Origin of the sequence: Pseudomonas migulae, from assembly GCF_024169315.1 — a bacterium.
Taxonomy (GTDB): domain Bacteria; phylum Pseudomonadota; class Gammaproteobacteria; order Pseudomonadales; family Pseudomonadaceae; genus Aquipseudomonas; species Aquipseudomonas migulae_B.
The window spans coordinates 3,712,124-3,731,382 of record NZ_JALJWR010000001.1 but is presented as its reverse complement, the minus strand read 5'-3'; the positions used below and the strand labels follow the sequence as shown (position 1 = coordinate 3,731,382).

Genomic DNA, 19,259 nt, shown 5'->3' with positions numbered 1-19,259 from the left:
GTAAATTAAACCTGGTTCAGACGTTCGGCGATAAAAGTGATCAGCTGGCGAGCGATTTTGCTCTTGCTGGTCTGGGCGAAAAGCGTGGCGTGCAGCTCACGGTCGATCACGCTGCAGGCGTTTTCTTCGCTGTTGAAGCCAATGCTCGGGTTGGCGACGTCGTTGGCGACGATCAAATCGAGGTTCTTGTCTTTCAACTTGCGCGCAGCGTAATCGAGCAGGTGTTCGGTTTCGGCGGCGAAACCGACACTGAACGGACGGTCGGGGCGCGTGGCGATGGTGGCCAGGATGTCTGGATTGCGCACCATTTGTAGCAACAAGCCGTCGCCGTTCGTAGGGTCTTTCTTGAGTTTCTGTGGGGCGACGACTTCGGGGCGGTAATCCGCGACCGCTGCCGAGGCGATAAACAGGTCACAAGGGATCGCGGCTTCGCAGGCGGCGAGCATGTCGCGGGCGCTGACCACATCGATACGGGTGACGCGATCCGGGGTCGGCAGGTGCACCGGGCCGGTGATCAGCGTGACGCGGGCGCCAGCTTCAACCGCCGCTTCGGCCAGGGCAAAGCCCATTTTCCCGGAGCTGTGGTTGGTGATGTAGCGCACCGGATCGATGTTTTCCTGGGTCGGGCCGGCGGTAATCAGCACGTGTTTGCCGGTCAACGCCTGACGCTGGAAGCAGTCCGCTGCGCACTGCGCGAGTTCGACGGCTTCGAGCATACGACCGAGGCCGACGTCGCCACAGGCCTGGCTGCCGGAGGCCGGGCCGAAGGCTTTGATAGCGCGGCTTTCGAGGGTTTGCAGGTTGGCCTGGGTGGCCGGGTCGCGCCACATCGCCTGGTTCATCGCCGGGGCGACGGCGACCACGGCGTCGGTGGCCAGCACCAGCGTGGTCAGCAGATCGTCGGCAATGCCCTGGGCCAGACGGGCGATCAGGTCTGCCGTCGCCGGAGCGATCAGCACCATGTCGGCCCACTTGGCCAGTTCGATATGGCCCATGGCAGCTTCAGCCGCCGGGTCCAGAAGATCCAGATGAACCGGGTGGCCGGACAGGGCCTGCATGGTCAGCGGGGTGATGAACTCGCTGCCGCCACGGGTCATGACCACGCGCACTTCGGCGCCCTGGTCGATCAGGCGGCGAACCAGGTCAGCGCTCTTGTAGGCAGCAATGCCGCCGCCGACGCCCAGAACGATGCGTTTTCGATACAGCCGCTGCATAGGTCTGCCTTTCATTTCGTTGATGACTGCGTGGCGATACCCCCTCCCCAGGAGTGAAATCGCTCGCAAAAAAGATGGGCTACGATATCACAGCGACCGCTACGGAACAGCGGCGCCCACAGACCAGGGAGGTGCTATGAGTATTCGCGATTGGCCGGCGGCCGAGCGGCCGCGGGAGAGGTTACTGGAGTTGGGCTCGGCCAGCCTTTCGGATGCCGAACTGCTGGCGATTTTTTTACGCACCGGGGTGGCCGGCAAAAGCGCGGTGGATCTGGCGCGACACTTGTTGAGCCAATTTGGCAGCCTGCGTTCGCTGTTGGAGGCCGATCAACAAACATTCAGCAAACAGTTAGGGCTCGGGCCAGCGAAATTCGCGCAGTTGCAGGCGATCCTTGAAATGGGGCGACGGCATTTGGCCGAGCGCGCGCGTCAGAAGCCCGCGTTGGAAAATCCCCAGGCCGTTCGTGATTACTTGAAGTCGATGCTCCGGCATGAGCCTCACGAGGTGTTTGGCTGCCTGTTTCTGGATTCGAAGCATCAGGTGCTGACCTTCGAGGCGTTGTTTCGCGGCTCGATCGACAGCACGAGCGTTCATCCAAGGCAGGTGGTCAAGCGCGCCCTGGCTCACAACGCCGCGGCGCTGATCCTCTGCCACAACCATCCCTCGGGCAACACCAACCCCAGCCAGGCTGACCGTACATTGACCAAACGCCTGCAAGAGGCGCTGGACTTGATTGATGTGCGGGTGCTCGACCATTTCATCATTGGTGACGGCGAACCGCTGTCGATGGCGGAGTATGGGTGGATGTAGGAGGGGCTTTCAGTTAACCGAAAACACTGTGGGAGCGGGCTTGCCCGCGATGGCGTCGGCACAGTCAGTACCTATGTTGGATCTGCCGGCCTCATCGCGGGCAAGCCCGCTCCCACAGGTTTAGTGTTGTTGAGACTACTTGAGGTTGACCTTGGAGTAGTCCTGACGACCAAACGGGCTCACCGAATACCCCTCGACCTCCTTGCGCATCAGCGCAAAAGCCGTCGGATGAGCCAGCGGCAGCCATAGCGCCTGCTGCTGGATCTGCGCCTGTGCCTGTTCATAAAGCTTGGTGCGCACGCCTTGCTCGGAAGTGGTCTTGCCAGCGCTGATCAGCTTGTCCAGGTCCTGATTGCAGTAGCGGGCGAAGTTGGTGCCCGACTTGACCGCCGCGCAGGAAAACTGCGGCGTGAGGAAGTTGTCCGGGTCGCCGTTGTCGCCAGCCCAGCCCATGAACAGCAGGTCGTGTTCGCCAGCCTTGGCGCGGCGGATCACTTCGCCCCATTCAATCACCCGGATTTCGGCCTGAATGCCGATTTCTGCCAGGTCCGACTGCAACATCTGCGCGCCGAGGCTCGGGTTGGGATTCAGCAGGCTGCCGGAAGGGCGAGTCCAGATGGTGGTCTGGAAGCCGTCCTTGAGCCCGGCTTTCGCCATCAGTGCCTTGGCTTTTTCCACATCGTGCGGGTAGCCCGGCAAGCCTTTGGCATAGCTCCAGGTGTTGGGCGGGTACGGGCCGTTGGCAGGCTCGGCGGTGTCTTCAAAGACAGCTTTAACGTAGCTGGCCTTGTCGAACGCGAGATTGATGGCCTGGCGCACTTCCGGCTTGTCCAGCGGTGGATGCTGGCTGTTGATGGCGACGAACGCGGTCATGAAGGCGTCAGTCTTTTCGATCTTCAGCGTCGGTTCTTTCAGCGCGGCTTGTACGTCCAACGGCTTGGGCGACAGGGCGATCTGGCATTCGTTGCGGCGCAATTTCTGCAGGCGCACGTTGGCGTCCGGCGTGATGGCGAAGATCAGCGGGTCCACGGAAGGCTTGCCACGGAAGTAATCCGGGTTGGCTTTGTAGCGAATCGAGGCATCTTTCTGGAATCGGTTGAACACGAACGGGCCGCTGCCGATCGGCTGGCTGTTGAGCTTCTCCGGGGTGCCGGCCTTCAGCAGCTTGTCGGCGTATTCGGCGGAGTAGATCGAAGCGAAGCCCATGCTCAGGGTCGGCAGGAAGGTAGAATCCGGATGATCGAGGGTGAAGCGCACGGTCAGAGGATCGAGCGCGTCGATCTTCTTGATCAGCGCTGGCAACTGCATCGATTGCGCGTGCGGGAAGCCGCTCTGCGCCACTTTGTGCCAAGGGTTTGCCGGGTCGAGCATGCGATCGAAACTGAATTTCACGTCTTCGGCGCTCAGGTCCCGCGTCGGGCTGAAGTACTCGGTTCGGTGGAATTTCACCTGCGGATGCAGTTTGAAGACGTAGGTCAGGCCGTCGGGGGTGACTTCCCAGCTGTCCGCGAGCCCGGCGACCACTTTGCCGCTGGCCGTGTCGAAGTCCACCAGACGGTTCATCAGCACGTCGGCAGAGGCGTTGGTGGTGGTCAGCGAGTTGTATTGCACCACGTCGAACCCTTCCGGGCTGGCCTCGGTGCAGACGCTCAGGGCGGCGGCCTGGGCCAATGGGCTCAGCAAAAGCGGGGCAAGCAACAGCGGTAGGGCAGCAAGGCGCATGGTCGGATTCCTTTACAGATCGAAGGCCCATCTGCAAGTGCAGTCTGGAAAAGTCTTACCCTAGTGGGCTCTTTTGCAAATGACTATCCCCTTTTTCATTTTAAGAGGACTATGTGCGATCGTTTTCGGTGAATGCCGGCTGAGGAAACCCTGAATTGGCCGGTTGGCCGATTTTCTGCGACGAGCGGTCTTTATCGACGACAGCCTTTATCCAAGGCGCTCGGAGCCAGAAAAACGGGGTTTTTATCAAGTCCGCGCACACGGAATGTTGTTGCTCTCCAGTCTTTCTGGTATAAAGCAGCGCTCTTTTCTAGGGGCCCGGTTCCTTCACTGTAGGTGTAGCCGGTAAGACCTCTAAAGAAACGCGGCGCCTGGCGCCAAATGACTGAGAGATTAAGCGGCCAACCCATGCCGGGTTGGGCATGTGGTTTTAGAGGGCTGAGGCATGTCGAGAGTATGTCAAGTTACCGGTAAGGGTCCGGTGACTGGGAATAACATTTCCCACGCAAACAACAAAACCCGTCGTCGTTTCCTGCCGAACCTGCAGCATCACCGCTTCTGGGTTGAAGAAGAGAAACGTTTCGTGCGTCTGCGCGTATCTGCCAAAGGCATGCGTATCATCGACAAGCGTGGCATCACTGTCGTGCTGGCCGAAATCCGCAAAGCCGGCAAGATCTAAGGGAGCTAATCATGCGTGAATTGATTCGTTTGATTTCGAGCGCCGGTACTGGTCACTTCTACACTACCGACAAGAACAAGCGTACTACTCCGGACAAAATTGAGATCAAGAAATTTGATCCGGTTGTTCGCAAGCACGTGATCTACAAGGAAGGCAAAATCAAGTAATTGATTTTTCCCTCTTACGAAAAAGGCCCGTATCGCGAGATACGGGCCTTTTTTGTTGCTTTTTCGAACCTGATGCCCTTAACGGTCCAGGAAGTCCTCAGCGACGATCGATCAACTGATTAGCCGCATTTGAAGTGGCTGTAGTAATTTTCTGCATCGCTGAACACTCGCAGGCGATCACTTCTGTGTTCCAGGGAATAGCTCTTGCCGGGTTGTTCATGGCGTACGATTGCCGCCCCTGACAACTGGCGCAGCAGTTCTAAAAGGCGGGGAGTGACCTGAGCCGGCACGAAGGTGTTGTATCCAAAGTTGTCATTGCATAAGCCGGGCTGATCGGTGTTCTCGGATGCCGAGGCTTCCAGCATTCCCATGCTCAGTGCGAGCAGGGCGGTCAGGGTTGTACGTTGCAGATAAGTGATTCCAGGCATGTTTGCTTCCTTGCGTGATTGATTTCAAAGCGCCTCGTTTTTCGGGGTGCAGTGACATAGTCATGCGAGACAGCACTAGCGAGTGCGGTACATATGTATCGCTCGGTGTAAGCATTTGCGTCAAACAGGCGCGCTACTCCGGACAAAATCGAGATCAAGAAAGTTGTTCCACAAAAAAGGCCCGTATTGCGAGATACGAGCCTTTTCTGTTGCTTGAGCTTGGCAGCGCCTGTCAGGGCCTCATCGCGGGCAAGCCCGCTCCCACAGGTCTTGTGATCGACACATAACCCTGTGGGAGTGAGCTTGCTCGCGATGGGACCAGCCGGGGCAACATAGATCCTCAGGCCTTCTGTTCAAACGCCACATAGATCTTGCGGCACGGCTCCAGCACTTCCCAGGTGCCCCTGAACCCTGCCGGAATCACGAAGCGATCACCCGCGCGCACGGTCTTGCTGTTGCCATCGTTATCGCGCAGCACCGAAACGCCCTGAACGATTTCGCAGTATTCATGCTCGGTGAAGTTCACATGCCACTGGCCGACTGCGCCTTCCCAAACGCCTGCGTTCAACTGGCCGCAAGGACTGTTGTAGTGGTTGTAAACCACTTGCTCGGGGTCGCCCTTCAGGATTTTCGCCTGATCCGGCCTGTAGCGTTCAGGCTCGGTGGTGGCCTGGCTGAAGTCGACGATGTTCTGGATGCTCATTGTTGTAATCCCCCGTGATTGCGGCGCGAGTGGCTGGAAAGCCCAAAGTCTATGTTTATTAAAATGAACACCGCAAGGCCGTTTGCCGACCTTATGTCAAATATATTGAAACAACCCCGGCCACTGGTTTAGGGTGGCGGTTGCCTTCGGCCGAATTGCAGGCTGGCCGGGCAGAATTCCTGGGGACGTCCGCGAAAGAACGCGGGGCGCTCGTATTCAATAAGAGGAGGACACTCGAATGACCACCCTGACTCGTGCCGATTGGGAACAACGGGCTCGCGATCTGAAGATCGAAGGCCGTGCCTACATCAATGGCGAATACACCGATGCCGTCTCCAGCGAGACCTTCGAGTGCATCAGCCCGGTCGATGGCCGTCTGCTGGGCAAAGTCGCCAGCTGTGACGCCGCCGACGCCCAGTGCGCTGTTGAAAACGCTCGCGCCACGTTCAATTCCGGCGTCTGGTCGCGCCTGGCGCCGACCAAGCGCAAAGCCACCATGATTCGTTTCGCCGGCTTGCTGAAGCAGCACGCCGAAGAGCTGGCCCTGCTTGAAACCCTGGACATGGGCAAGCCGATCAGCGATTCCCTGTACATCGACGTTCCCGGCGCGGCGCAAGCCCTGAGCTGGAGCGGCGAAGCCATCGACAAGATCTACGACGAAGTCGCCGCCACCCCGCACGATCAGCTGGGTCTGGTGACCCGCGAGCCGGTCGGCGTCGTTGGCGCCATCGTGCCGTGGAACTTCCCGTTGATGATGGCCTGCTGGAAACTCGGCCCGGCGCTGTCCACCGGCAACTCGGTGATCCTCAAGCCGTCGGAAAAATCGCCGCTGACCGCCATCCGCATCGCTGCGCTGGCCGTTGAAGCCGGCATCCCGAAAGGCGTGCTGAACGTACTGCCGGGCTACGGTCACACCGTCGGCAAGGCCTTGGCCCTGCACAACGATGTCGACACATTGGTGTTCACCGGTTCGACCAAGATCGCCAAGCAACTGCTGATCTACTCCGGCGAATCGAACATGAAACGCGTCTGGCTCGAAGCCGGCGGCAAGAGCCCGAACATCGTGTTCGCCGATGCGCCGGACCTGCAAGCTGCCGCTGAAGCCGCTGCTGGCGCCATCGCCTTCAACCAGGGCGAAGTCTGCACCGCCGGTTCGCGTCTGCTGGTCGAGCGTTCGATCAAGGACACTTTCCTGCCGCTGGTGATCGAGGCCTTGAAAACCTGGAAGCCGGGCAACCCCCTGGACCCGGCGACCAACGTCGGCGCGCTGGTCGATACCCAGCAGATGAACACCGTGCTGTCCTACATCGAATCGGGTCACGCCGATGGCGCCAAGCTGGTCGCCGGTGGCAAGCGTACGCTTCAGGAAACCGGCGGCACTTACGTTGAGCCGACTATTTTCGACGGTGTGAGCAACGCGATGAAAATCGCTCAGGAAGAAATCTTTGGCCCGGTCCTGTCGGTCATCGCTTTCGACACTGCAGAAGAAGCCGTTGCGATTGCCAACGACACGCCTTACGGCCTGGCCGCCGCCGTGTGGACCAAGGACATCTCGAAGGCTCACCTCACCGCCCGAGCGCTGCGTGCCGGTAGCGTGTGGGTGAATCAGTACGATGGCGGCGACATGACCGCACCGTTTGGTGGCTTCAAACAGTCGGGCAACGGTCGCGACAAGTCGCTGCATGCGTTCGATAAGTACACCGAGCTGAAGGCGACCTGGATCAAGTTGTAAGCCAGTGAAGGAGCCCGTTGGTAATCCGGGCTCCTGAACGACGCAGATCCTTTGTGGGAGCGGGCTTGCTCGCGAAGGCGCCGTAACAGCCAACGATGATGTTGGATGTGATGGCCTCTTCGCGAGCAAGCCCGCTCCCACATTTGTTTTGTATTGTCTGAAAAATAATATCCACAGGAGCGTGGAACATGCGTTGGGCGACTTATTTCGCCGTGTTGGCGTCTGTCTTGAGCGTCGGCCTGGCCTTGGGCGTCAGCATGCCGCTGGTTTCGTTTCGCCTGGAAGGCTGGGGTTACGGCTCGTTTGCCATTGGCGTAATGGCGGCCATGCCAGCGATTGGCGTATTGCTGGGCGCGAAGATTTCCAGTCATCTGGCGGCGCGACTCGGCACGGCCAATCTGATGCGCCTGTGCCTGTGGGCTGGCGCGGTGTCCATCGGGTTGCTGGCGCTGTTGCCGAGCTATCCGGTATGGCTGGTGCTGCGATTGATGATCGGCGTGATCCTGACCCTGGTGTTCATACTCGGCGAAAGCTGGATCAACCAACTGGTGGTCGAGCAATGGCGCGGCCGACTGGTGGCGCTGTATGGCAGCAGCTATGCGCTAAGTCAGCTCGCCGGGCCGCTGCTGTTGGGCGTCCTGGGTACTGACCACGATTACGGATTCTGGGTCGGCGTCGGGCTGCTCACAGCGGCGCCGTTCCTGTTGCTGGGCCGTAGCGGCGCACCGACCAGTGAAGCCTGTAGCGTGACCTTCAGCGACTTGTGGGGCTTCTGCCGAGGTCTGCCGGCGATTGCCTGGGGTGTAGCGCTGTTCGCGGCGTTCGAAGCGATGATCCTGACGTTGCTGCCGGTCTATTGCCTGCGTCAGGGCTTCACCACGGAAATCGCTTTGGCGATGGTCAGCACTGTGGTGGTCGGTGATGCGTTGCTGCAACTGCCGATTGGCGCGCTGGCGGATCGTTTGTCGCGACGCACGCTGTTCACCGGCTGCGCTGTGGTGCTGATGCTTTCGAGCCTGGCGATTCCGTTGCTGATCGACACGTTGCTGATCTGGCCGTTGTGGGTGCTGTTTGGTGCCAGTGCCGGGGGCTTGTTCACCTTGTCGTTGATCCTGATCGGCGAGCGTTACCGCGACGATGCGCTGGTACGCGCCAATGCGCATATTGCGCAGTTGTGGGGCATTGGTTGCCTGGTCGGGCCGTTGGCTGCCGGGGCCGGCAGTCAGTGGATCAGCGGGCACGCGTTGCCGTTGTTGATGGCGGCGGGTGCGTTTGGGTTGGTGATTTTGCTGATGCGACAAGGTGCGTTTGGCGCGGTGGCTGAGCCTGCCTGACGCCAAACTGCAGCCAACCACATTTACCTGTGGGAGCGGGCTTGCTCGCGAAAGCGGTGTGTCAGTCGACATCATCGTCGGATGACACACCGCTTTCGCGAGCAAACCCGCTCCCACAGGGATGTTTGTCGTCTGTCAGAGCATGCGCTCCAGGCCCACGGCGGTGCTCATCCATGCATTGAACTGGCGCCACCAACTGCCCGGCTCCTTGGTCAGCGTGTGCATTTTGCCGTCGTCCTCGGTCACCCAGACGATCCGGTCATTTTCCAGCTTCACCTGATAACTCAAGGGCGGCGCCATACCCTCCATGGCCGCTTTGCGCACATGGGCGGCGAGTTCGGGGCTGTCCACCAACACGCCGACTTCGGTATTCCACAGCACTGAGCGCGGGTCGAAGTTGAACGAGCCGATGAAGGATTTCTGCTGGTCGAAGATCATCGCCTTGCTGTGCAGGCTCGAATCGGAACCACGGTAGGACTTGCTGTAGAAAATGTGCGGCCCGCTGCCGCCACCTTCACCGGGCTGGCGGCGCAATTCATACAGCTTCACGCCATGTTCCAGCAGCGCCCGGCGATAGGGCGCATAGCCGCCGTGCACCGCCGGCACGTCGGTGGCTTCCAGCGAATTGGTCAGCAGGCTGACGGAGACCCCGGCATCGGCGCGGCCGGTGAGGTAAACCAGCCCCGGTTGCCCTGGTACGAAATAAGCCGAAATCATGATCAGCTCTTTGCTGACCCCGGTGAGCTCAGGCGCCAACTGCGTGGTGAGCAGCAATTGCGGATCTGGCTCGCCGTCTGACAAGACCTTGCTCGGTGCGTCCCACAACGCCTGATTCCAGGCCCAGATCAACTCCCGGCGCCAGATATCCATGCGCGGATTTGTGGTGTAGGTCATCAATTGTTGATACAGCGCGTGGTTCTGTTTGCGCGTCTCTTCAAGCGATTCTTCCAGGCGTGTGCGGGTGTTTTGCAGGTCCTTTTGCGTCGGTTTGCTCGACAGGAATTCATCGATCGGCTTGCTCAGCGCACTGTTCCAGTATTGGTCGAAACTGTGGCCGAGCTGTTCGGCAACCGGGCCGACGCCGAGCATGTCGATGTCGGTGAAGTTCAGGTTGGGCTCGGCATCGAAATACTCATCCCCCAGATTGCGGCCGCCGACGATGGATGCGCTGTTGTCTGCCAGCCACAATTTGTTGTGCATGCGCCGATGTTGCAGCGACAGGTTCAACAGCCGGCCGATGTTTCGCGTCACGCCCGTGGCCCGGCCCAGGTGCAACGGGTTGAACAGGCGAATCTGGATCTGCGGATGCGCCGCCAGGGTCGCGATGATCCAGTCGAGGCCATCGCTGGTAGTGTCGTCGAGCAGGATTCTCACGCGCACGCCACGGTCGGCGGCCTTGAGCAGCTCGTCCACCAGCATGCGCGTGCTGATGCCGTCGTGGACGATGTAGTACTGCAAGTCGAGGCTGCTTTGGGCGTTGCGGATCAACTCGGCACGGGCCATGAAGGCTTCGCCGCTATTGGACAGCAGGCGAAAACCGGACTTCCCCTCATGGGGCGCAGCCTGGGCCTGGATCGATCGACCGAACGCCGAACCGCTGGCGGGCAGCGCCTGGCTCGGTTCGCGTTGAACGTCGAAGCTGGCGCAACCGCCCAGGAGCGAGGCGAGTAGCAGAAGAGCGAGCAGGGGCTGTCTGACTCTCACGTAGGATCGTTCCGATTGGCGGCAGGTGTCGGCATATGGACGCTGAAATCCCGTTAAAAGTCAGTCAGTGAAGCTGTCATTTTCCGCCAGCAGTTTGATTGCCGCGGCGCCGACCTTGCGCACCGCGTCTTCGATCTGTGGTGTTGGCTTGGCAGCGTAGTTCATTCGCAGGCAATTGCGGTACTTGCCCGAGGCAGAAAAGATGCTGCCGACGGCAATCTGTACGCCCTGGTCGTGCAAGGCGCGATTCAGTTTCAAGGTGTCGAAGCCGTCAGGCAATTCGACCCAGAGCATGAAACTGCCTTGCGGACGACTGGCGCGGGTGCCGGCGGGGAAATAACGGGTGACCCAATCGATCATCATGTCGCGATTACGCTGGTATTGCATGCGCATCCGCCGCAAATGCGGTTCGAAGTGACCGGCCTTGAGGAATTCGGCGATGGCAATCTGCGGTTGCGGCGCCGTGGAGCCGGTGCTGATGTATTTCATGTGCAGCACCCGCTCCAGATAGCGGCCCGGTGCAACCCAGCCGATCCGTAATCCGGGCGCCAGTGTTTTGGAGAACGAACTGCAGAGCAGGACGCGTCCGTCTTCGTCGAAGGATTTGATCGTGCGCGGTCGCGGGTAGTTGTAGGCTAGTTCGCCATACACATCGTCCTCGATGATCGCCACGTCGAAACGCTGTGCGAGCGTCAACAACGCGCGTTTGCGCGATTCCGGCATGATGTAGCCCAGCGGGTTGTTGCAGTTGGGCGTCAACTGTATGGCCTTGATCGGCCATTGTTCCAGGGCCAGTTCCAGCGCATCGAGGCTGATCCCGGTCAGCGGGTCGGTGGGGATTTCCAGGGCCTTCATGTTCAGGCCCTTCAGCGTCTGCATCGCGCCGTGAAAGCTTGGCGAGTCCACGGCGACGATGTCGCCCGGCTCGCAGATGGAGCGAATGCTGGTGGACAGCGCTTCGTGGCAGCCGGTGGTGATCACCAGATCGTTGGCCGTCAGTTGGCATCCGGAATCCAGCATCAGGCGCGCAATCTGCTCGCGCAGTTCGAGGGTGCCGTGAATGTTGTCGTAATACAGACCGGGCATGTCCTGCCGCCGACTGATGCGGGCGAGGTTGCGCAGCAACGGTTTCATGGTCGGCGTGGTGATGTCCGGCATGCCGCGGCCCAGTTGCACCACGTCCTTGCGCGGCACCGCGCGGATCAGTTCCAGCACTTGATCCCACTGCGAAATATCCACCGGGCGCTGGGCGGGGCGGCCAATCGCCGGTAGCTCCGGCAATTCTCGGCTCACCGGGACGAAGTAGCCGGACTTGGGTTTCGGCATCGCCAGGCCGCTGTCTTCCAGCACCCGATAGGCTTGTTGAACCGTGCTCAGACTGACGCCGTGCTCGACGCTCAATGCCCGCACCGACGGCAGCCGGTCACCGGGGCGATAAAAGCCCTGTTCGATACGCGTGCCGAGCAATTCAGCGAGGTTGACGTAAAGGGTCATGGCGCAGTCTCGGTGTGGGTGATTCGGTTAACCAGTACAGATCAGGTAAAAAATCAAGATTCAGAGGCAGAAGCGCCGAATCTGTATGGAGTTAATACTGTTAAGTTGAATCTGTAATGCTTTTTGCCGTCCACGCATCATGAAAGCTCTGGCTACCCAAGTAAACAGGAGCAATCAAAATGAACGGCTTGAGCGATGTGCGGCTGACGTTACGCAGTCAGGAACTGGCGGCAGGGCAAAAAAACGGTGCGCGCGAGGCGCTCATGCGCAACGCACCGTCCGGCCTGAGTCGCTGGGCTCTGTTCTGGCATCGTCTGCACACGCGCAAGGCGTTGCTGGATCTGACGCCGGAGCAGTTGAAGGATGTCGGGTTGAGTCTTGAGCAGGCGCGGGAGGAGGGGCTTAAGCCTTTCTGGCGGATCTGAGTTTTGTGGTGTTCTTTAGATCCATTCGCGAGCAAGCCCGATCCCACATTTGATCGTTGTCGAACACCCAATCTGTGTTCGCTGAAGACCTAATGTGGGAGCGGGCTTGCTCGCGAAGGCGTCCGCAAGAACGCCAGAAATTCTTCAGACCAACTCTTTAAGCCGATGCCACAACATCCCCAACGCCAACAACGGCGAGCGCAAATGCTTCCCGCCGGGGAAGGTGATATGCGGCACCTTGGCAAACAGATCGAACCCGCCCCCCTGCTGCCCACTGATCGCCTCGGCCAGCAACTTGCCCGCCAGGTGCGTGGCATTCACCCCGTGACCTGAATAGGCCTGGGCGCAATACACATTCGGTTGATCCTTGAGCCGCCCGATCTGCGGCAGGCGGTTGGCGCCGATGCCGATCATCCCGCCCCATTGATAATCGATTTTCACCCCGCCCAGTTGCGGGAAAACCTCCAGCATCTTCGGCCGCATGTACGCGGCGATGTCCTTCGGGTCGCGACCTGAATAATGGCAGGCGCCACCGAAGAGCAAGCGTCGATCCGCCGAGAGCCGATAGTAATCGAGCGCCACTCGCTGATCGCAGACCGCCATGTTCTGCGGCAGCAATTCGTGAGCCTGTTCTTCACTCAAGGGTTCGGTGGCGATGATGTAGCTGCCCGCGGGCAACACCTTGCCGCTGAGTTCAGGGTTGAGCTGGTTGAGATAGGCATTGCAGCCGAGCACCAAAGTCTTCGCGCGAACCGAGCCTTGAGCCGTATGGACCTTCACCTCCGGACCGTAGTCGATGCGGGTCACCGCCGATTGTTCGAACAGTCTGGCGCCCAGTTGCTGCGCGGCGGCGGCTTCACCCAGTGCCAGATTCAGTGGATGCAAGTGGCCCGAACCCATATCAATCAGGCCGCCGACGTAGCGGTCGGAACCCACCACCGAATGCATTTCATGGGCTTGCAGCAATCGGGTTTCGTAACGGTAGCCAAGACTGCGCAGTTCTTCGGCATCTTCGGCGAAGCCTTCCAGGTCGCGGGGTTTGTTGGCGAGATCGCAGTAACCCCACGTCAGGTCGCAAGGGATCTGAAAACGCTCGACGCGCTGTCGGACGATTTCCACCGCCTCCAGCCCCATGAGTTTCATCTGACGCACGCCGTCCGCTCCGATCACGCCGGCGAACTGATCGAGACCATGGCCGACGCCACGAATCAGCTGCCCGCCATTACGGCCGCTGGCACCCCAGCCGATCTTTTGAGCTTCGAGCAACACCACACTGAAACCGCGTTCCGCCAGCTCAAGTGCAGTGTTCAGCCCGGAAAACCCGCCGCCGACCACGCACACATCGGCCACCAGATCCTCTGTAAGCACCGGGTGATCGGGCTGCGGCAGGCTGCTGGCGGCGTAATAAGAGGCAATGTGCTGGGCGCGGGCATTCATGCGCGTCATCCTGATTTTTGTGTCTAGAAAAATTGACGGAGCATAAGCCGGACCTTCCGGCGCGGGCAACACTGGTCGGTTGTGGCTGTCTGGATCGGCGTTTTTGCTGCAGAATCCCGCTCTATTCCGCTTTTGGTCACCGCTTCGATGAGCTGCAACAGTCAGAAAATTCGCACGCTGCGACAGCAGATTCCCTCGTTCGAGTGTGTGCCCGGCTGCCATGACTGCTGTGGTCCGGTGACCACCTCGCCGGAAGAAATGTCCCGCCTGCCGCGCAAGACCCGCGCCGAGCAGGATGCGGCGATGGATGAGCTCAACTGTGTGCACCTGGGGCCGAACGGCTGCACGGTGTATGACGAGCGACCGTTGATTTGTCGGTTGTTCGGGACCACCAAGACGCTGCCGTGCCCGAATGGGCGGGGGCCGGTGGAGCTGATTCATCCGCGGGTGGAGAAGCAGATTCATGAGTACATGGCGTCGACCCGGCAGGTACTAGTTTGAGTTTCTTCAGGTAGACCGAGTCGCCTGCATTCGCGAGCAAGCCCGCTCCCACATTGGACTTGAGCCGTTCACAGATCCAATGTGGGAGCGGGCTTGCTCGCGAAGAGGCCCACACAGGCGACGAATATCTCAATCCGGAATCGGCAGACTCAAACTCTCCTTCACCTCTTCCATCACGATATAGCTCTTGGATTCGCGCACATGCGGCAGCTTCAGCAGAATGTCGCCCAGCAACTTGCGGTACGAGGCCATCTCGGAAATCCGCGCCTTCACCAGGTAGTCGAAATCCCCTGACACCAAATGGCACTCCAGTACATGGGGCAACTTCAGCACCGCACGTCGGAACTCTTCGAAAGTATCGCCGGATTTGTAGTCGAGGCTGATCTCGACGAACACCAGCAGACTACCCTTGAGGTGCTGCGGATTCAGCCGGGCGTTGTAGCCCATGATGATGCCCTCGCGCTCCAGACGCCGAACCCGCTCGGTGCAGGGCGTGGTCGAGAGCCCGACCTTTTCTCCGAGCTCCGTGAAGGAAATACGCCCGTCCGCTTGCAGGATCCGCAGGATGTTGCGGTCGATCTTGTCCAGCTCACGTTTGGTCTGAGTGTTGGTACGCATAGGGGATGCGCCTCCGTGAAAAGCGTTTTTGCCGAGAATTGTCGCCAAATATAGGTGCTTATATAGTGAAAAGCACTGGCTAATCTTTTTTAAACTGCCCACATCTACGGTCTGAACTACAAACGTCAGCGGCATGCCGCGATGAGGGATATGAAAATGCGCGTTATGGTCTTGGGTAGCGGCGTCATCGGCACCACCAGTGCTTATTATCTGGCGCGTGCCGGGTTCGAAGTGGTGGTGGTGGACCGTCAGCCGGCTGCGGCCATGGAGACCAGTTTCGCCAACGCCGGGCAGGTATCGCCGGGTTATGCCTCGCCGTGGGCCGCGCCGGGTGTGCCGCTCAAGGCCATCAAGTGGCTGCTGCAGCGCCACGCACCGCTGGCGCTCAAGGCCACTGCCGACATCGACCAGTACCTGTGGATGGCGCAGATGCTGCGCAACTGCACCGCCAGCCGTTACGCGGTGAACAAGGAGCGCATGGTCCGGCTGTCCGAGTACAGCCGTGACTGCCTTGACGAATTGCGTGCTGAAACCGGCATTGCCTACGAAGGCCGCAGCCTCGGTACGACTCAATTGTTCCGCACCCAGGCTCAGCTCGACGGCGCCGCGAAAGACATCGCCGTACTCAAAGAGTCCGGCGTACCGTTCGAACTGCTCGACCGCGAAGGCATTGCCCGCGTTGAACCGGCCCTGGCCTGCGTCACCGACATTCTCGCCGGCGCCTTGCGCCTGCCGAACGACCAGACCGGCGACTGCCAGATGTTCACCACCAAGCTCGCAGAGATGTGTACGAACCTCGGTGTGGAATTCCGCTTCGGCCAAGACATTCAGAAGCTCGACTTTGCCGGTGATCGCATCAACGGTGTATGGATCGACGGCAAACTGGAAACCGCTGACCGCTATGTATTGGCTCTCGGCAGCTACTCGCCGCAGTTGCTCAAGCCGCTGGGCATCCGCGCCCCGGTGTATCCGCTCAAGGGTTACTCGCTGACCGTGCCGATCACCAACCCGGCGATGGCCCCGACTTCGACTATCCTCGACGAGACCTACAAAGTCGCGATCACCCGTTTCGACAATCGCATCCGCGTCGGCGGCATGGCTGAAATAGCCGGTTTTGACCTGTCGCTGAACCCGCGTCGGCGCGAAACTCTGGAGATGATCGTCAACGACCTTTATCCTCAGGGCGGCAACCTGGCCGAGGCCAGTTTCTGGACCGGTCTGCGTCCGACCACCCCGGATGGCACGCCAATCGTCGGTGCCACGCCGTTCAAGAATCTGTTCCTGAACACCGGTCACGGCACGCTCGGCTGGACCATGGCGTGCGGTTCCGGACGTTTGCTGGCTGACCTGATGGCGAAGAAAACGCCGCAGATCAGCGCCGAAGGCCTCGATATTTCTCGTTATGGAAGTAAAACCCAGGAGTCCGAAAAACATGTCAATCCAGCGCCAGCTCACCAATGAGCGCATGAGCCAGATCGTTGCCCATAACGGCACCGTTTATCTGGCAGGGCAAGTCGGCGACGACATGAGTGCCGGGATTGAACAGCAGACCCGTGAGACCCTTGCCAACATCGAGCGTTTGCTTGATTTGGCAGGGACCGACAAGCACCACTTGCTGTCGGTGACGATTTATTTGAAAGACATCGACGCGCACTTCGAAGGCATGAACGCGGTGTGGGACACGTGGCTGCCAAAAGGCGTCGCCCCGGCCCGTGCGACGGTTGAGTCGAAGCTGTGCGAACCGGAAATCCTGGTAGAGCTGTCGGTTGTAGCTGCTCTGCCATAAGCCTGTCAGAAAGATCCCTCTCCCGGTGCTGTTGGCGGTTAACGCCGTCAGCCAGCGCCGGTTTTTATTCCCACGACCGCCTAGAAGCCTGCCGCCATGCGTCCAGCCCGTGCCCTGATCGACCTTCAAGCCCTGCGTCACAACTACCAGATCGCCCGTGAACTCACGGGGGCCAAGGCCCTCGCGGTGATCAAGGCCGATGCCTACGGCCATGGCTCGGTGCGTTGCGCCCAGGCGCTGGAAGCCGAGGCGGACGGGTTTGCCGTGGCGTGCATCGAAGAAGCGCTGGAACTGCGCGCCGCGGGCATTCGCGCACCGGTGTTGTTGCTGGAAGGCTTCTTCGAAGCCGATGAGCTGGCGCTGATCGTCGAGCATGATTTCTGGTGCGTGGTGCATTCGTTGTGGCAGCTCGAAGCCATCGAGAAAGCCACGCTGAGCAAGCCGATCACGGTCTGGCTGAAGCTCGATTCGGGCATGCACCGGGTCGGCCTGCATCCGAAGGATTACCAGGCGGGCTACCAACGTCTGCTGGCGAGCGGCAAGGTCGCGAAGATCGTGCTGATGAGCCACTTCGCCCGCGCCGATGAGCTGCACAGCCAGGCCAGCGCCGAGCAAGTGGCCGTGTTTGAAGCGGCGCGTCAGGGTTTGTCCGCCGAGATCAGCCTGCGCAACTCACCGGCGGTGCTCGGTTGGCCGCAGATCCAAAGCGACTGGGTTCGTCCGGGCATCATGCTCTACGGCGCCACGCCGTTCGAAGAAGCCAACGCCGTCGCTTCTCGCCTGCAACCGGTGATGACGCTGGAATCGAAAGTGATTTGCGTGCGTGAGCTGCCGGCCGGCGAGCCGATCGGTTACGGGGCCAAATTCATTACCCAGAAGCCAATGCGCGTTGGTGTGGTGGCCATGGGGTACGCCGATGGCTATCCGCGCCATGCACCGACCGGTACGCCAGTGATGGTTGCCGGGCAGCGCAGCCAGCTGATCGGCCGGGTGTCGATGGACATGCTCTGCATCGATTTGACCGATGTACCGCAAGCCGGCCTCGGCTCGACCGTCGAATTGTGGGGCAAAAATGTGCTTGCCAGCACCGTGGCGGAAGCGGCAGACACGATTCCTTACCAGATCTTCTGCAACCTGCGTCGAGTGCCGCTGCTCTATTCCGGGGCTTGAGGCACAACGCGCCTGACCGAAAGTCGTGTCACCGAACGGGATTCAGGCCAAAGTGTTGTAAATACTGAACGCTGTCGCCATGATAACGCTCAATATTCCTACAACCTGAATCCCTGGAGGCTCCAGCATTGGACGTCGGTGAACGACTGCAATCCATCCGTAAGCTCAAAGGTCTTTCGCAGCGTGAACTCGCCAAACGCGCGGGCGTCACCAACAGCACCATTTCGATGATCGAGAAGAACAGTGTCAGTCCCTCGATCAGTTCGCTGCGCAAGGTATTGGGCGGGATTCCCATGTCCATGGTCGAGTTCTTTTCCGAAGAGATCCTGCAGGAAAAACCGACTCAGATCGTCTACAAGGCCAACGAACTGATCGATATTTCCGATGGTGCCGTGACCATGAAGCTGGTCGGCCGGGCGCACCCGAGCCGCGCCATCGCCTTCCTCAATGAAATCTACCCGCCAGGCGCCGACACCGGTGACGAGATGCTCACCCATGAGGGCGAGGAAACCGGGATTCTGGTGGAAGGTCGGCTGGAACTGGTGGTCGGGCTGGAAACTTTTGTGCTCGAAGCTGGCGACAGCTACTACTTTGAAAGTACCAAGCCACACCGTTTCCGTAATCCGTTCGACGCGCCGGCGCGACTAATCAGCGCAGCCACGCCAGCGAATTTCTAAGAGAAGAGGCGTCCTGCCAGCATGGCATCGACACCCGAAGGGGTTTTCCGCCGCGCAACAAGACCCCTTCGACTTTGGGGTTGTTTCAGTGCGGCGGGCTTACCGCTATACTTGCGCCCGCCTGCGAACCGTGGCCGTAGGCGTGACTAGCCACCATTGAGGGTGAACGCGTGAACCTAATTATGAAAATGCTGGCTGCACCAGCAACCGTATTGGCCCTATGGGCTGTCAGCGCACAAGCTGCGACGAATGACGATATTGCCAAACGCCTTGAGCCGGTTGGCCAGGTCTGTGTGACGGGTCAAGAGTGTAAGGGGATGGAAGTCGCTGCTTCGGCGGGCGGCGGTGATGCCAAAACTCCTGACTCAGTGATTGCAAAACATTGCAACGCTTGCCACGGCACTGGCCTGTTGGGCGCACCGAAAATCGGTGATGCCGCCGCTTGGGGCGAACGCGCCAAGAAAGAAGGCGGACTTGACGGTCTGCTCGCGAAAGCGATCTCCGGCGTCAATGCAATGCCTCCGAAAGGCACCTGCGCCGATTGCGCTGACGCCGACCTGAAGGGCGCAATCCAGAAGATGTCCGGCTTGAAATAAGCGTTCATCTCCAGCAAAAAAGCCGCTTTTGAGCGGTTTTTTTGTGCCTGCGATTTATCCT

The 19,259-nt window shown here is 59.8% G+C and carries 20 protein-coding genes; 12 read left to right on the top strand and 8 right to left on the bottom strand.

The features are described from left to right. Positions 1–5 precede the first annotated feature (5 nt). Positions 6–1,214 (bottom strand): bifunctional phosphopantothenoylcysteine decarboxylase/phosphopantothenate--cysteine ligase CoaBC, encoded by a 1,209-nt coding sequence (coaBC, locus tag J2Y86_RS17145; RefSeq protein WP_253440341.1) that lies wholly within the window; start codon positions 1,212–1,214, stop codon positions 6–8. Positions 1,215–1,350: 136 nt separating this feature from the next. Between coaBC and radC the strand changes: the two genes are divergently transcribed. Further along, positions 1,351–2,025 carry a RadC family protein gene (radC, locus tag J2Y86_RS17140; protein WP_253433756.1) on the top strand — a complete coding sequence of 225 codons (675 nt, stop codon included), beginning with the start codon at positions 1,351–1,353 and terminating at the stop codon, positions 2,023–2,025. 135 nt (positions 2,026–2,160) lie between these two features. Here radC and J2Y86_RS17135 read toward each other — a convergent pair whose 3' ends face one another. After that, positions 2,161–3,747 carry an ABC transporter substrate-binding protein gene (locus tag J2Y86_RS17135; RefSeq protein WP_253433753.1) on the bottom strand — a complete coding sequence of 529 codons (1,587 nt, stop codon included), beginning with the start codon at positions 3,745–3,747 and terminating at the stop codon, positions 2,161–2,163. Between the two features lie 445 nt (positions 3,748–4,192). On the opposite strand from J2Y86_RS17135, the gene rpmB reads away from it, so the two are divergent. Next, positions 4,193–4,426, top strand: a complete 234-nt coding sequence (gene rpmB, locus J2Y86_RS17130) for a 50S ribosomal protein L28 (protein ID WP_007894701.1) — start codon at positions 4,193–4,195, stop codon at positions 4,424–4,426. 11 nt (positions 4,427–4,437) lie between these two features. Next, positions 4,438–4,593 (top strand): 50S ribosomal protein L33, encoded by a 156-nt coding sequence (gene rpmG / locus J2Y86_RS17125; protein ID WP_007894709.1) that lies wholly within the window; start codon positions 4,438–4,440, stop codon positions 4,591–4,593. 119 nt (positions 4,594–4,712) lie between these two features. Here the strand turns inward: rpmG and J2Y86_RS17120 are convergent, their stop codons facing one another. Both J2Y86_RS17120 and J2Y86_RS17115 read right to left on the bottom strand, forming a co-directional pair. Further along, a complete protein-coding gene (locus J2Y86_RS17120; RefSeq protein WP_253433750.1) occupies positions 4,713–5,021 on the bottom strand; it encodes a hypothetical protein in 309 nt (102 codons plus the stop codon). Between the two features lie 340 nt (positions 5,022–5,361). Further along, positions 5,362–5,724: a cupin domain-containing protein gene (locus tag J2Y86_RS17115; RefSeq protein ID WP_253433747.1), complete on the bottom strand. Its 363-nt coding sequence runs from the start codon at positions 5,722–5,724 to the stop codon at positions 5,362–5,364. A 238-nt stretch (positions 5,725–5,962) separates the two neighbouring features. Here J2Y86_RS17115 and J2Y86_RS17110 point away from each other — a divergent pair, with 238 nt between their 5' ends. After that, positions 5,963–7,456, top strand: coding sequence for an aldehyde dehydrogenase (locus J2Y86_RS17110; RefSeq protein WP_253433744.1), 1,494 nt, complete (start codon positions 5,963–5,965; stop codon positions 7,454–7,456). A 188-nt stretch (positions 7,457–7,644) separates the two neighbouring features. Next, on the top strand, positions 7,645–8,790 hold the full coding sequence (locus J2Y86_RS17105) for an MFS transporter (RefSeq protein WP_253433741.1): 1,146 nt from the start codon (positions 7,645–7,647) through the stop codon (positions 8,788–8,790). Positions 8,791–8,925: 135 nt separating this feature from the next. Here the strand turns inward: J2Y86_RS17105 and J2Y86_RS17095 are convergent, their stop codons facing one another. Next, positions 8,926–10,494 carry a phospholipase D family protein gene (locus J2Y86_RS17095; RefSeq protein ID WP_253433738.1) on the bottom strand — a complete coding sequence of 523 codons (1,569 nt, stop codon included), beginning with the start codon at positions 10,492–10,494 and terminating at the stop codon, positions 8,926–8,928. Positions 10,495–10,554: 60 nt separating this feature from the next. Beyond that, positions 10,555–11,988, bottom strand: coding sequence for a PLP-dependent aminotransferase family protein (locus J2Y86_RS17090; RefSeq protein WP_253433734.1), 1,434 nt, complete (start codon positions 11,986–11,988; stop codon positions 10,555–10,557). A 179-nt stretch (positions 11,989–12,167) separates the two neighbouring features. On the opposite strand from J2Y86_RS17090, the gene J2Y86_RS17085 reads away from it, so the two are divergent. Next, positions 12,168–12,413 (top strand): DUF1127 domain-containing protein, encoded by a 246-nt coding sequence (locus tag J2Y86_RS17085; RefSeq protein ID WP_253433731.1) that lies wholly within the window; start codon positions 12,168–12,170, stop codon positions 12,411–12,413. A gap of 144 nt (positions 12,414–12,557) precedes the next feature. On the opposite strand, the gene J2Y86_RS17080 is transcribed toward J2Y86_RS17085, so the two are convergent. Beyond that, entirely contained in the window at positions 12,558–13,850 is a 1,293-nt protein-coding gene (locus tag J2Y86_RS17080; RefSeq protein WP_253433728.1) for an NAD(P)/FAD-dependent oxidoreductase, read from the bottom strand. Between the two features lie 147 nt (positions 13,851–13,997). Between J2Y86_RS17080 and J2Y86_RS17075 the strand changes: the two genes are divergently transcribed. Further along, positions 13,998–14,351, top strand: a complete 354-nt coding sequence (locus J2Y86_RS17075) for a YkgJ family cysteine cluster protein (RefSeq protein WP_007947437.1) — start codon at positions 13,998–14,000, stop codon at positions 14,349–14,351. 129 nt (positions 14,352–14,480) lie between these two features. Here the strand turns inward: J2Y86_RS17075 and J2Y86_RS17070 are convergent, their stop codons facing one another. Next, positions 14,481–14,969 (bottom strand): Lrp/AsnC ligand binding domain-containing protein, encoded by a 489-nt coding sequence (locus J2Y86_RS17070; protein WP_003177284.1) that lies wholly within the window; start codon positions 14,967–14,969, stop codon positions 14,481–14,483. A gap of 156 nt (positions 14,970–15,125) precedes the next feature. Here J2Y86_RS17070 and dadA point away from each other — a divergent pair, with 156 nt between their 5' ends. From dadA to J2Y86_RS17045, 5 genes are all read left to right on the top strand, one after another. Further along, entirely contained in the window at positions 15,126–16,430 is a 1,305-nt protein-coding gene (gene dadA, locus J2Y86_RS17065; protein WP_253433725.1) for a D-amino acid dehydrogenase, read from the top strand. Continuing rightward, complete coding sequence (locus tag J2Y86_RS17060) at positions 16,402–16,755, top strand: RidA family protein (protein ID WP_253433721.1); 354 nt, start codon at positions 16,402–16,404, stop codon at positions 16,753–16,755. The genes dadA and J2Y86_RS17060 overlap by 29 nt, the downstream gene beginning before the upstream one ends. A 96-nt stretch (positions 16,756–16,851) precedes the next feature. Beyond that, the gene (alr, locus tag J2Y86_RS17055; RefSeq protein ID WP_253433718.1) at positions 16,852–17,925 is read left to right on the top strand and encodes an alanine racemase; all 1,074 of its coding nucleotides are present in this window, start codon (positions 16,852–16,854) and stop codon (positions 17,923–17,925) included. A gap of 128 nt (positions 17,926–18,053) precedes the next feature. Beyond that, positions 18,054–18,602 carry a cupin domain-containing protein gene (locus J2Y86_RS17050; RefSeq protein WP_007947433.1) on the top strand — a complete coding sequence of 183 codons (549 nt, stop codon included), beginning with the start codon at positions 18,054–18,056 and terminating at the stop codon, positions 18,600–18,602. Positions 18,603–18,772: 170 nt separating this feature from the next. Then, on the top strand, positions 18,773–19,198 hold the full coding sequence (locus J2Y86_RS17045; protein ID WP_253433715.1) for a c-type cytochrome: 426 nt from the start codon (positions 18,773–18,775) through the stop codon (positions 19,196–19,198). The last annotated feature ends 61 nt before the right edge of the window (positions 19,199–19,259 follow it).